This window comes from Nocardia sp. NPDC051570, from assembly GCF_044454005.1.
Lineage (GTDB): Bacteria > Actinomycetota > Actinomycetes > Mycobacteriales > Mycobacteriaceae > Nocardia.
Map to the genome: position 1 here is coordinate 165,513 of NZ_JBITDI010000003.1, position 14,511 is coordinate 180,023.

The 14,511-nt window shown below is 68.3% G+C and carries 3 protein-coding genes; all 3 read left to right on the top strand.

The window, feature by feature from the left end; genetic code table 11:
• Window positions 1-162: 162 nt before the first annotated feature.
• The 3 genes from ACIA76_RS07925 (at window position 163) to ACIA76_RS07935 (ending at window position 14,460) form a co-directional block, all read left to right on the top strand.
• Window positions 163-990: a M23 family metallopeptidase gene (locus ACIA76_RS07925; protein ID WP_397149802.1), complete on the top strand. Its 828-nt coding sequence runs from the start codon at window positions 163-165 to the stop codon at window positions 988-990.
• A 39-nt stretch (window positions 991-1,029) separates the two neighbouring features.
• Window positions 1,030-1,998 (top strand): DNA-binding response regulator, encoded by a 969-nt coding sequence (locus tag ACIA76_RS07930; protein WP_397149804.1) that lies wholly within the window; start codon window positions 1,030-1,032, stop codon window positions 1,996-1,998.
• Window positions 1,999-2,181: 183 nt separating this feature from the next.
• Window positions 2,182-14,460, top strand: a complete 12,279-nt coding sequence (locus ACIA76_RS07935) for an amino acid adenylation domain-containing protein (protein ID WP_397149806.1) — start codon at window positions 2,182-2,184, stop codon at window positions 14,458-14,460.
• Window positions 14,461-14,511 lie beyond the last annotated feature (51 nt).

Sequence of the window (14,511 nt, forward strand, 5' to 3'; positions counted from 1 at the left end):
GGAAGGTTGCGAAAAGGTCACGACGGAGTACAGTTTCCGTCACAACAGATGCCGAATCGTTACCAAGGCGGGTCGCGGTCCGGCGGTTATCCGAGTTGATCGACGCTAGGACGAGCCTTGCCGTTGCACCGTGAGACCTCCACTTCCGTATCAGTCTGGGATTTGCTCGGAGATGGTGCTGCCGGACGGCCGACCCGGCACCGGCCCGACTCCCGCGCCGCCGACCGGATGAAGCTCGCGGCCAGTGCCGCGGTGGCCGCCGGCGCGTTGATCGGCACCGCCACCCAGCTCGCGCACGCCGCGCCGATCCTGCCCGGCAGCAATACCGGTGGCGAGGATCCGGTCACCCTCGAGGTCGCCTCCGAGCCGATCAAGGAGGCCAAGGAGGGCAAGCCCGCCCCGACCGGTCTCGCGCTGGTGGCCGAGAGTGCCACTCCCACACCGGCGGCCGCGCCTGTCGCCGCACCCGCGCCGTTCGGCCTGCAGAATCTGCCGCCCGAGGTGGCCGGTCCGCTGTCCCAGGCCGAGCAGGTGATCAAGGGCCTGCAGCAGCAGATGGGTAGTACGGTGGCGCCCACGTCCGCGGTGCGCCCGGTCGCCGGTGCGGTCAGCTCCGGATTCGGATCCCGGTGGGGCGCGTTCCATTACGGCGTCGACTTCGCCGATCCGATCGGCGAGCCGATCCACTCGGTGGAGAATGGGACCGTCATCGACGCCGGTCCGGCCTCGGGCTTCGGGCTGTGGGTGCGGGTCAAGCACGATGACGGCACCACCGCGGTGTACGGGCACGTCAACGACATCCTCACCCATGTCGGTCAGCGCGTGAACGCCGGTGATGTGATCGCGACCGTGGGCAACCGCGGCGATTCCACCGGACCGCATCTGCATATGGAGATCTGGGATGCCGATGATCATCGGATCGATCCCGCCCCGTACCTGGCCAGCAAGGGCGTCCTGCTGTCGCAGCAGCAGTGGGGTCCCCAGGACTGAGTCGAAGGTTTCAGGGGGGTGTTTGGTGGTTTGACGGGTTTGCACGAACTTTTCGATTCCGAATCGCTGCACGGGCGCATCTACGCGGCCCTGGTCCAGCATCCGAGGTCCGGCTTCGCCGACCTCGTCGCCGTCGTGGGCGCCGCCCGCGCCGCCGTCGCGGACGCGCTGGAGGAGCTGTGTGACTGGCAGGCGGTAGTGCGGATCGAGACCGGAGGAATCGTCGTGTGGGACGCGCACGCGCCGGAGGCGTTGTCGGAGGCCGAATCCCGGCGCCGGCAGACCGAGACCGCGCACATGCACGCGGCCGCGGCCCGGCTGGGCGAGACATTCCGCTCGGTGCGCCGCTCGGCCCGCGGGGACGGGACCGTCGTGCCGATGTACGAAACCCGGGAGATGGTCGCGGAATTCGAGGATCTGCAGCGCAACGCGTGTAAGAGCATCCGCCTGGTGGAGCGCGGTCCCTACGTCTGCGACGACGAGAAGGCCGAGCGGCATTTCGAACTCAAGGCCGCGCGCATCGATGCGGGCGTGCGCTATCAGCTGCTCTATCAGGACACCATCTATCAGGACGCCGATCGGCTGCGGCACGCGCTGGCCGTGACGGGCGCGGGGGCGCAGGCCCGCACGCTGCCCGATCCGCCGATCAAGGTCCTCATCGCCGACGGCGAGCGGGCCAGCCTCATGCTGCATCACGACGAGCGTCGCGGCGATCCGATGGGCCTGCGCATCGGCCCGTCGCCGACCCTCGATCTGCTGATCCGCGTCTTCGACGTGCTCTGGTCGCTGTCCGCGCCTATCTCGGTCAATCCGAGCGAGCCGCTCGACGAGCGCGATCGGGCGATCCTCACGCTGATGGGTCTGGGCGCGACCGATGACACCATCGCCCGCCGGCTCGGAATGTCGCGGCGCACGGTGGTCCGCCGCACGGCCAGCCTGTTGGAGCGGCTGGGAGCCAGTACTCGCTTCCAGGCTGGCGTCCAGGCGATGCGGCGTGGTTGGCTATGAGTCCGGCTGTGTGACAACTTAAGCCAGCCTTTACTTAACCCACCCCGAATCGTTGATCGACCATATGTCCGATTAGCATCGCCGATACGCCGCGCGGCCTCGGGATCCGCATCCACGGTTCGGGGGTGAGGTCGATGCGTCGGCGCGGGGGTCAGCGGATCCGAGAGGTTGGCGAGTACAAGCATGAACAGTGGTCACCGTGCCGCGCGTGGCGCTGGTCGGCGCCGGTCGGGAACCGCCCTCCTGGGTCAGATCGTGAGCACCGCCGTCGAGTCGGCCGCGGACTCGATCGCCATTCGGTTCAATCCGACCGGGGATCCGGCCGATCAGCGCGAACTGACCTATCGGGAACTCGACGAGGCGTCCTCACGCCTGGCCCGTGAGCTGATCGGCCGTGGTGTCGGGGCGGACGATTTCGTCGCGATGGCCATCACCCGATCGATCGAATCGGTGCTGTCGCTCTGGGCCATCGCGAAGACCGGCGCCGCCTACGTTCCGATCGATCCGGCCTATCCGCCCGAGCGGATCGCACATCTGATCTCGGATTCCGGTGCGGTCCTCGGCCTGACCACCCGGGCGCACCGAGCCGCGCTGGGCGATGCGATCGGGTGGCTCGAGCTCGACGACCCCGAGATCGCGCGCCGGGTGGCGGAGCAACCGCCGCATCCGATCTCCTATGCCGACCGCGTGCGCCAGGTGAGCGCGGACCATCCCGCCTATGTCATCTACACCTCGGGCTCGACCGGTCGGCCCAAGGGGGTCGTGGTCACAGGCGCCGGGGTCGCCGCGATGGCGGCCGTGGGCCAACAGTATTCGGTGACCAGCGATTCGCGGGTACTGCACATCAGCTCGCCGAGTTTCGACTTCTCGCTGATGGAGACGCTGTTCACCTTCGCCGTCGGGGCCACCCTGGTGGTGTCGCCGCCGACGGTGTTCGGCGGCGACGAGCTGCGGGAGTTGTTGCGCCGGGAGCGGATCACGCATCTGCTGATCACGCCGGGCGCCCTGGAATCGGTCGATCCGGAGGGGCTCGACGAGCTGCGGGCCGTCGTCTGCGGTGGTGATCGGCTCGGATCCGAACTGGTCGCGCGCTGGACCCGCGATAAGCGGGCGGTGTTCAACGCCTACGGCCCCACCGAGGCCACCGTGCTGGTGACGACCGGTGTGATGATTCCGGGCGAGCCGGTCACGATCGGCCGGGCGCTGGCGAATGTGGGCGCCTACATTCTGGATTCGCGGCTGCGACCGGTCCCGCACGGGGTGGTCGGCGAGCTGTATCTGTCCGGGGCGGGCCTGGCCCGGGGCTATCACGGTCGACCTGATCTGACCACGGAGCGATTCGTCGCGAATCCCTTCGGGGTCGATACCGGAACGCCGGGTTCGCGGCTGTATCGCACGGGCGATCTGGTGCGGCGCGGTGACGACGGCACCATCGAATACCTGGGCCGCACGGACTTCCAGGTGAAGATCCGTGGCCTGCGGATCGAGCTCGGCGAGATCGATAACGCCCTGACCCGGCATCCGGCCGTGGCGTTCGGTGCGACGCTCGGCAGGACCCTGCCCTCGGGCGCCACGGCGCTGGTGGCATATGTACTGCCGGCCGACGGCGCGACGGTGGACACCGGCGAGTTGACGGAGTTCCTGTCGGAGTCGTTGCCCGCGTACATGGTTCCGGCGGCCGTGGTGGTGCTCACGGAGATTCCGCTGACCCCGGTCGGCAAGCTGGATCGGACGCGGCTGCCCGAGCCGACCTTCACCGCACGGGAGTTCCGGGCGCCGTCGACGCCGGCGGAGGAGGTCATCGCGGAGGTGTTCGCGACGCTGCTGACGCCCGGCGACGACGGCCGGGTGGGCGCGGACGACGACTTCTTCGAACTGGGCGGCAACTCGCTGCTGGCCGTGCGGGCGGCGGCCCGGATCGGGTCGGCGCTGGATCTGCGGGTGCCGGTACAGCTGCTGTTCGAGGCGTCCACGGTGGCCGCGCTGGCCGAGCGGGTCGCCCAGCATGTGGATGCGATGGGCGCGACGCTGCGGCCGATGCCGCGGCCGGAGCGGATTCCGTTGTCGTATGCCCAGCAGCGGATGTGGTTCCTCAACCGCTTCGATCCGGGCAGCGCGGTCAACAACATTCCCGTCGCGGTGCGGTTGAGCGGTCGCCTCGATATCGGGGCGCTGCGGGCGGCGGTGCGCGATCTGGTCGAGCGGCACGAGGCGTTGCGCACGATCTATCCCGAATTCGACGGTGCGGGTTGGCAATCGGTGCTGGCGGCCGCGGATGTGCGTGCGGTGCCGGACCTGACGGTGGTCGAGGCGGCCGAGGCCGAGGTGCCCGGCCTGATCGCCGCGGCGGTGACCGCGGGCTTCGATGTGACGGTCGCGCCGCCGGTGCGGCTGCGGGTGATCCGGCTGACCGAGACCGACCATGTGCTGGTGTGCGTGGTGCACCACATCGCGGGCGACGGTTTCTCGATGGGGCCGCTGACCCGAGACCTGATGACCGCCTATATCGGCCGTGCCGAGGGTGCGGGGCCGCAGTGGCAGCCGCTCGAGGTGCAGTACGCCGATTACACGCTCTGGCAGCGCGAGGCGCTGGGCTCCGAGGACGATCCGGAATCCGTCCTGGCTCGCCAGGTCGCGTTCTGGCGGGACACCCTGGCCGATCTGCCGGAGCAGTTGGATCTGCCCGCCGATCGGCCGCGGCCGATCGCCTCCTCCTATCGCGGTGCGACCGTCGAGTTCGAGATCGACGCCGGACTGCACGCGGCGCTGAATCGCCTTGCACACCAGCACAATTCGACGCTGTTCATGGTGGTCCACGTCGCGCTGGCGGTGCTGCTGGCGCGGCTGTCGGGCACCCGGGACATCGCGATCGGCACTCCGGTGGCCGGTCGCGGTGATCAGGCGCTCGACGATCTGATCGGCATGTTCGTCAATACGCTGGTGCTGCGCACCGAGATCGATCCGGCCGGCACCGTCGACGAATTGCTGCGCCGCGTGCGCGGTACCGATGTGGCGGCGTTCGGACATGCGGATGTGCCGTTCGAGCGGTTGGTGGAACTGCTGGATCCGGTGCGTTCGGGTGCCCGGCATCCGCTGTTCCAGGTGATGCTGACCTTCCAGAACCTCGCGGAGACGCAGCTGGAGCTGCCCGGGCTGGCGGTGTCGGGCGTGGATCTGGCTGTCCCGCTGGCCAAGTTCGATATCGAGCTCACCATCGTGCCGCGCGAGCGGGACGGGGCGCCGCAGGGGATGGCGGCGGCGTTCACCTACGCCACCGATCTGTTCGACCAGCCGACGATCGAGGGTTTCGCGCGCCGCCTGCGCACCGTACTGGCGGCGATGGTCGCCGATTCGGAGCGGCCCGTCGGCGATATCGATCTGCTCGATTCGGCGCAGCGCGGCCGAATTCTGGTGGAGTGGAACGATACTCGGCATCCGGTCGGGCGGGAACTGCTGCTCGACGGGTATCGGCGTGCCGTCGCCGCGCATCCGGACGCGGTGGCGGTGGTGTACGAGGGCGACGCGGTCACGTATCGCGAATTCGATGCGCGGGTCAACCGGCTCGCGCGCGCGTTGATCGCGGGGGGTGTGGGGGCCGAATCGCTTGTCGGGCTCGCGATCCGGCGTTCGATCGATCTGGTCGTCGGGATGTACGCGGTGATCACCGCGGGCGGCGCCTACGTGCCGCTGGATCCGGATCATCCGGGTGAGCGCATCGCGCATATCCTCGAGACGGCCCGCCCGCACTGCGTGCTCACCCGGACCGCCGATGCCGTGCCGACGCCTGCGGGCACCGGGGTTCTGGATCTGGATTCCGTGACGCTGGAACAGTTTTCGGATGCTCCGATCGCCGCGGCCGAGCTGTTGCGGCCGGTATCGCCGGACAACCCGGCCTATGTGATCTTCACATCGGGTTCGACGGGCAGGCCGAAGGGCGTCGCGGTATCGCATGCGGCCATCCACAACCAGATCGAGTGGATGCTGTCGGAATACCCCCTGGACTCCCACGATGTATACCTGCAGAAGACCGCGACCACGTTCGACGTATCGCTGTGGGGCTACTTCATGCCGCTGCGGGCCGGCGCCAGGCTGGTCGTCGCCACGCACGACGGACATCGCGATACCGATTACGTGGCCGAAACCATTGCCGCACAGGGCGCGACGGTCACCGACTTCGTGCCCTCGATGCTGGCGGTATTCGCCGCGCACGCCCGGCCGGAGCTGTTGCGGACGCTGCGGCACATCTTCGTGATCGGCGAGGCGCTGCCGCCGGAGACGGTCACCGCCGTGCGGTCGGTGGCCTCGGGGGCGGTGCACAACCTCTACGGGCCCACCGAGGCGGCCGTATCGATCACCTCGTGGCGGGCCGATAAGGCCGGGTTGCGCAGTGTGCCGATCGGGTTGCCGCAGTGGAACAGTCGGGTGTACGTGCTGGATTCCCGGCTGCGGCCGGTGCCGCCCGGGGTGCCCGGCGAGCTGTATCTGGCCGGTGATCAGCTGGCCCGCGGATATGTGCGGCGGCCGGATCTGACCGCGGATCGGTTCGTGGCCGACCCCTTCGGGGACCGCGCCGGGGGAACCAGCGGTTCGCGCATGTATCGCACCGGTGATCTGGTGAGGTGGCGGGACGGCACCGATGATCTGCCGCCTCGGCTGGAATATCTGGGCCGCACCGACTTCCAGGTGAAGTTCCGTGGTCAGCGGATCGAGCTGGGCGAGATCGAGGCCGTGCTGCTGGCGCAGCCCGCCGTGACGCAGGCCGTGGCGACGGTGGTGGTCTCGCCGATCGGCGATCAACTGGTCGCCTATGCGGTCACCGCACCGGGGCAGCGGATCGATGTGGAGCAGTGCCGGACCGCGCTCGCGCGGTCACTGCCCGCCTATATGGTGCCCGCGGCGATCGTGGCGCTGGATGCCCTCCCGCTCAACGCCTCCGGGAAACTGGACCGCAGGGCATTGCCGGAGCCGACCTTCGCGGCGCGCGAATTCCGTGCTCCCGCAACGCCGGTCGAGGAGGCCGTCGCGACGGTCTTCGCCGATCTGCTGGGCGTCGATCGGGTGGGCGCGGACGACGACTTCTTCGCGCTCGGCGGCAATTCGCTGATCGCCACCCGCGTCACCGCCCGGCTCGGCGAGGCCCTGAACACACGTGTCGCGGTGCGGGAGTTGTTCGAGGCGTCCACGGTCGCGGCCCTGGCCGCCCGGATCGTTCCCGGTGCGCCCGGTGATGCCGGTCGGCCGCCGCTGGTGCGCGCCGATCGCCCGCAACGGATTCCGTTGTCGCTGGCGCAGCAGCGCATGTGGGTGATCAACCAGATCGATCCCGCCGCACCGGCTTACAACATGCCGTTCGGAATCCGGCTGAGCGGCGCGCTCGACCATGCGGCACTGCGCCACGCCGTCATGGATGTCCTGGATCGTCATGAGGCGCTGCGCACCTACTTCCCGGCGGACGGCGGACAGCCGTATCAGCGGATCGTGCCGGCCGATCAGGTGCTGCCCGGCGGGCTGACCGTCGAACCGGCGGGTACGGATCTGTCGGATCTCGGCGCCGAGCTCATGTCCACCGGATTCGACGTCACCGTGGCCGCGCCGGTGCGAATCCGGTTGTTCAGCAACGGCATCGATGATCACCTGCTCGTGCTCGTCGTCCATCACGTCTGCGCCGACGGTTCCTCGCTGGCTCCGCTGGCCCGCGATCTGGTGACGGCCTATCTGGCTCGCGCCGGAGGCGGCGCGCCCGCGTGGGCGCCGCTGCCGGTACAGTACGCCGATTTCGCGATCTGGCAGCGCGCGGTCCTCGGCACCGAGGATGAGCAGAACAGCGCCGCCGCACGGCAATTGGGGTATTGGCGCGAGCAGCTGGCGGGTCCGCCCGCCAGGCCGGAACTGCCGGCCGATCGGCCGCGGCCCGCGGTGCCGTCGCTGCGCGGCGCCACCGTCGGATTCACCGTGGGTGCGCCGGTGCATGCGGGCCTGATGGGCATCGCGCGCGAACAGCACGCCTCGCTGTTCATGGTCGTGCACGCGGCGCTGTCGGTGCTGTTGGCGCGGCTGTCCGGTGGCGGCGATATCGTCGTCGGCACGCCCATCGCCGGACGTGGCGAGCGGGCGCTCGACGAGCTGGTCGGCATGTTCGTCAATACGCTGGCCCTGCGCGGCCGGGTCGATCCGGGCGCGGGATTCGATGCACTGCTCGCCCAGATCCGGGAAACCGATCTGGCCGCATTCGCCAACGCCGATATCCCGTTCGAGCGGGTGGTGGATGCGACGGTTCCGGTGCGCGACGCGACCCGCAATCCGCTGTTCGACGTGGTGCTGTCGTTCCAGAACACCGAGCGGCCCGAGCTGCGGCTGCCCGGGTTGACCGTCACCGCGCTGGATACCGGCGAGGTGGCCGCGAAATTCGATCTGCAGATGAACGTCGAACCGCAGCCGGGCCCCGACGGTGCGCTCGGTGAGCTGGCGGTCGTCTTCACCTATGCGACAGACCTTTTCGACGAGGCGACGGTCCGCTCGTTCGGCCGGCGCTTCGAACGCATCCTGACCGCGGTCGCGGCCGATATGCGGATCACGGTGGGCGATATCGACATTCTCGATACCGAGGAGAGTAATCCGACGTCGGTGACGCCCGAGCCGCTGACGCAGGCCGGACCGGCGCAGGCCCCGACGCTGCCGCAGCTGATGGAGGCGGCCGTCGAGACCAATCCCGACGGTGTCGCCGTCGTCCTCGCCGACGCCGCCGACACGATCACCGAACTGGAATACCTCGAACTCGACGAGCGGTCCACGCGGCTGGCGCGGGCGCTGATCGCCCGCGGTGTCGGTCCGGAAGATCTGGTGGCGGTCGGGATTCCGCGTTCGGTGGAATCGGTGATCGCGGTCTGGGCCGTAGCCAAGGCCGGCGCCGGATTCCTGCCGGTCGATCCGAACTACCCCGCGGATCGGGTCGCGCATATGCTGTCGGATTCCGGGGCGGTCCTCGGCATGACGATCGAGACGGTGCGCGCGCAACTGCCGACGACCGTCGACTGGCTCGTCCTCGACGCGGCCGAGCTCGAGGAGTATCCGGCCGATCCGATCACCGACGCCGACCGGATCCGCCCGCTGCGGCCGGAGCATCGGGCGTATGTGATCTACACATCCGGATCGACGGGCCTGCCGAAGGGCGTCGTGGTCACCCACGCCGGTCTGTCGAACTTCTGCGATGAGCAGCGCGAACGATATCGGGTCACCGCCGGTTCGCGCACCCTGCATTTCGCGTCGCCGTCCTTCGACGCCTCGGTGCTGGAACTGCTGCTGGCGATCGGCGCGGCCGCGACGATGGTGGTGGTCGCGCCGACGGTCTACGGCGGCGCGGATCTGGCGGCATTGCTGCGGCGGGAACGGGTGACGCACGCGTTCATCACCCCCGCCGCCCTGGCATCGGTGGATCCGGAGGGCTTGGACAAGCTGCGCGTGGTCGTGGCCGGTGGTGAGGCATGTCCGCCGGAGTTGGTGCGGCGCTGGGCGATTCCGCTGCAGGGACGCCGGACCCGGGAGTTCTACAACGGATACGGTCCGACCGAGACCACGATCATGACGAATATCAGCGCGCCGCTCACGCCGGATGAGACGGTGACCATCGGCAAGCCGATTCGCGGGATCACCGAATACGTGCTCGACGAGCGGCTGCGGCCGGTGCCGAATCGTGTTGCCGGAGAGCTCTACATCACCGGTGTGCAGGTGGCGCGCGGCTATCACGAGCGGCCGGGGCTGACCGCGGCTCGCTTCGTGGCCGACCCCTTCGGGGTCCCAGGGGGCAGCTCAGAAGATGGCTCCGGCGCGCGGCTCTACCGCACCGGCGATCTGGTGCGCCGGACGGATTCGGGTGAGCTGGAGTATCTGGGGCGCAACGATTTCCAGGTGAAGATCCGCGGCTTCCGGATCGAACTGGGTGAGATCGATGCGGCGCTGGCCGCGCATGAGACCGTCGACTTCGCGGTGACCGTCGGCCACCGGATCGATACCCACGCAACGATTCTCGTATCCTATGTGCACGGCGCGGCGGTGGACGCCGACGAGTTGCGGGCATTCGTGGAGCGCACTCTGCCCGCGCATATGGTGCCGACCACGATCATGATCCTCGACGAGATCCCGCTGACCCCGGTGGGCAAGCTCGACCGTGCCGCGCTGCCCGCGCCGGTACTGCGGACCATCGAATTCCGCGCGCCCACCGGGCGATTGGAGGAATTGGTCGCGGAGGTTTTCACCGAATTGCTCGGTCCGGACACCGCGATCGGCGCCGACGACGATTTCTTCCACCTGGGCGGCAACTCGCTGATCGCCACCCAGGTCATGGCCCGGCTCGGTGCGGCCGTCGGTGTCCGGGTTCCGGTTCGGCTGCTGTTCGAGGCGTCGACGGTGGCGGCGCTGGCGGCCCGGCTGTCCGAGCCCGCGGGCGCGACCGATCGCCGGGAGCTCGTGGCCCGGCCGCGGCCGGACCGCATTCCGCTGTCGCTGGCGCAGCGGCGGATGTGGTTCCTGAACCGGTTCGATCCGGCGTCGCGGGCATACAACATTCCGGTGGCCGTGCGGCTGTCCGGGACGCTGGACGTCTCGGCGCTGACCGCGGCCGTCACCGATGTCATTGTCCGCCACGAGATTCTGCGCACGATCTATCCGCAGACCGCTGTGCCGGATTCCCCCGCGCCCATCCTGGAGCCGGTGCAGGTCGTTTTGCCGGTGGCGGAGGCGGTGCCCGCGATCGAGGTACGGACGCTGGCGGCCGGGGAATGGGAATCCGCGGCGCGGGCGCTGATGTCGTCGGCGTTCGATGTGACCTCGGAGGTGCCGGTCAAGGTCGCGGTATTCGAGATCGAGGGTGCGGTAAGCGAATACGTGCTGGCGATGGTGGTGCATCACATCTCCGGTGACGGTTCGTCGATTGGTCCGTTGACTCGGGATCTGATGACCGCGTACGCCGCGCGTTCGGTGGGTGCGGCGCCGGGTTGGGCGCCGTTGGCGGTGCAGTATGCGGATTACTCGATTTGGCAGCGTGAGTTGCTGGGTAGGGATGATGATCCGGAGTCGTTGGCGGCCGGCCAGATCGAGTATTGGAAGTCGGCGTTGGCCGGACTGCCGGATCAATTGGATCTGCCGTCGGATCGGCCGCGTCCGCCGGTGCAGTCGTTCGCGGGTGGCAAGGTTGACGTGCATATCGATGCCGGTACCCATCGGGCATTGATCGAGTTGGCGCGTGCTGAGGGTGCGACGCTGTTCATGGTTGTGCATACCGCGTTGGCCGTGTTGCTGGCGCGGTTGTCGGGTACTGATGACATCGCGATCGGTACGCCGATGGCCGGTCGTGGCGAAGCGGTGCTGGATGATTTGATCGGTATGTTCGTCAATACCTTGGTGTTCCGTACCCAGGTGGAGTCCGGTACGTCGTTTACCGAGTTGTTGTCGCGTCAGCGTGAGATCGATATTCAGGCGTTCGCGAATGCCGATGTGCCGTTCGAGCGTTTGGTAGAGATACTGAATCCGGTTCGTTCGACGGCGCGGCATCCGTTGTTCCAGGTGGGTTTGTCGTTCCAGAACTTGGCTCAGTCCAGCCTGGAACTGCCGGGGCTGCGGGTGTCGGGTGTGGAGTTCGATGCCGAGATCTCGCAATTCGATCTGCACTGGATCGTGTCCGATCGATACGACGAGGCCGGGGAGCCGGTCGGTATCGGTGGTGCGGTCACATTCGCCACGGATCTGTTCGAGCGGGATACCGTGCGGGGCTTCGTGGATCGGTTCGTGCGACTGCTCGGCGAGATAGTCGCCGCGCCGCGTACGGCGGTCGGGGATATGGAGCTGCTCCACGCGGTGGAGAACGAGCGAATCCTTCGGGAGCGCAATGACACCGCGCATGAGGTGGATCACGCGCAGACCCTGGCGTCGTTGCTGGCCGCGACGGCTGCGGCGAATCCGGCCGCGGTCGCGGTGATCGGGCCGGATGGTGTGGTGCTGACGTATGCCGAGCTCGATCGCCGGGTGAATCGTCTGGCGCGGTATCTGATTTCGTTGGGTGTGGGTCCGGAGTCGCGGGTGGGGTTGGCGTTGCGTCGCTCGGCCGATCTCGTGGTCGCGACGTACGCGGTGTCGGTTGCTGGTGGTGCGTATGTGCCGGTGGATCCGGATCAGCCCGCCGACCGGACGGGTTATGTCCTGTCTACTGCCGCGCCGGTGTGTGTACTGACCAATGCTGCCGCGGGGTTCGATAGCGATGTGGCACCGCTGGTTCGGATCGATGAGTTGGCCCTGGGTGAGTTCTCGGATGTGGCGATCGCCGATGCCGAGCGGGTATCCCTGTTGCGTCCGGAGAACACGGCGTATGTGATCTTCACGTCGGGTTCGACGGGTCGTCCGAAGGGTGTGGCGGTTCCGCATGCGGCGGTGGTGAATCAGTTGCTGTGGAAGACGGCCGAATTCGGTTTGGGCGTGGATGATGCGGTGTTGTTGAAGACCGCCGCGACGTTCGACCTGTCGGTATGGGAGTTCTGGTCCACGGCCGTCAGCGGCGGCCGATTGGTGATCTCCGCACCCGACGGCCACCGCGACCCGGCATACCTGAACGAACTCGTCAAACGCGAAGCCGTCACCACCCTGCACGCCGTCCCGTCCATGCTCGATGCCTTGGTGACCCACGGATTACCCGGCTCGGTACGCCGAGTACTGGCGATCGGCGAGGCCCTGCCCGGGGCATTGGCGCAACGGTTCCGATCCGCGCACCCCGACACCGATCTGTTCAACCTGTACGGCCCGACCGAGGCCGCCGTCTCGATCACCACTCACGAGGTGACCGATGCGGACCGGACCTCGGTGCCGATCGGTGTCCCGGAGTGGAACAGTCAGGTCTACGTGCTGGATTCGCGCCTGCACCCGGTCCCGGACGGCGTCGCGGGCGAACTGTATCTGGCGGGCGCGCAGCTGGCCCGCGGCTACCTCGCCCGCGCGGATCTGACCGCCGATCGGTTTGTCGCGAACCCCTTCGGCGGCCAGGGAGATGGCATCGGCTCCCGCATGTACCGCACCGGAGATCTGGTCGCCTGGCACAACGGCGAATTGGAATACCGCGGCCGCACCGACTTCCAGGTGAAGATCCGCGGCTTCCGCATCGAACTCAGTGAGATCGAGTCCGCCCTGCTGTCTCTCCCCGAGATCGCCCAGGCGGCCGTGCTGGCCCAGACGGAGGAGCGGACCGGCGGCCGTCTGGTGGCCTATCTGGTCCCCGCCGGGACGGATATCGACGTGCCGCACGTGAAATCGTCGCTGTCCTCGGTTCTTCCGTCGTATATGGTCCCCGCCGCGATCGTGATCCTCGATGCCCTGCCGCTCAACGCGAACGGCAAGCTCGATCGAAACGCCTTGCCGGAGCCGCGGTTCGAGGCCGCCGTCTTCCGCGCGCCCTCGACCCCGCTCGAAGAGGTCGTGGCCTCGGTCTATGCCGATGTACTCGGTGTGGATCAGGTGGGCCTCGACGACGACTTCTTCACCCTCGGCGGCAACTCGCTGCTGGCGGTCCGAGTGGTCGGCCGCCTGAGCGAACTGGCCGGGATCGAGGTGGGCGTGCCGTGGTTCTTCACCGATCCCACCGTGGCCGCGCTCGCCGCGCGGATCGAACGGGCGCGAGCCGGTGGCCCGGGACATGAGCTCGATGTCGACGCGGCCCTGCGGGTGCTGATTCCGATCCGATCCGGCACCGACGCCGATCCACTGTTCTGTATCCATGCCCTCGGCGGTCTGGCGTGGGTGTACCTCGGACTCTCGCGACAGGTGCCGGCGGGCCGCCCGGTCTACGGGTTGCAGTCGCCCGCCCTGTCCGAACCGGACTATCTTCCGGATTCGCTGACCGAGATCGCCCGGCGATACGCCGCCGAGATCCGGGCCGTACAGCCCGCAGGCCCGTACCGGCTGCTCGGCTGGTCGCTGGGCGGGGTGCTCGCCCATGCGGTGGCGGCCGAACTGCAGGCACAGGGCGAGGACATCGCGGAACTGATCATGCTCGACAGCCGCCTCGACACCGATGTGAGCGCCTTCCACGAGGCGGTCCGCGCCCGCATCGCCGAACTCGGCCTGGATGTGGACGGATTCGACGGCGCCGAACTGGACGACAACCTGCTGGCCATCCTGCGCGAGACCCTCGCGCCCGAATTGGGCGCGGTGCTGACGCCCGAACATCTGCGGCTGATCTACCGCACGGCGATGCGGACCATCGCGCTCGGATCCGATTATCGAGCGCCGGTGTTCCGGGGTCGTGTCGACTACTTCAGCGCGGTCGAGAACCGCGGCGGTTCGGCGGGTTGGCAGGGGTCTGTGGACGGTGTGATCGTCGAACATCCGGTCTCGGCCGACCACGACGGGATGATCGCGCCGGACGGAGTCGCCGAGATCGGATCCGTACTGGTCGGGCTGTTCGATCCCCGCGGAGATCGATAGGGAAATACCAGGTCGACAGCTTTCACGTTCCTCCGGCGGATGGGTCCGCGC

Excerpts from the sequence above, each read along its gene's own strand:
- ACIA76_RS07935 (WP_397149806.1), top strand. The coding sequence starts at position 2,182 with ATGAACAGTGGTCACCGTGCCGCGCGTGGCGCTGGTCGGCGCCGGTCG.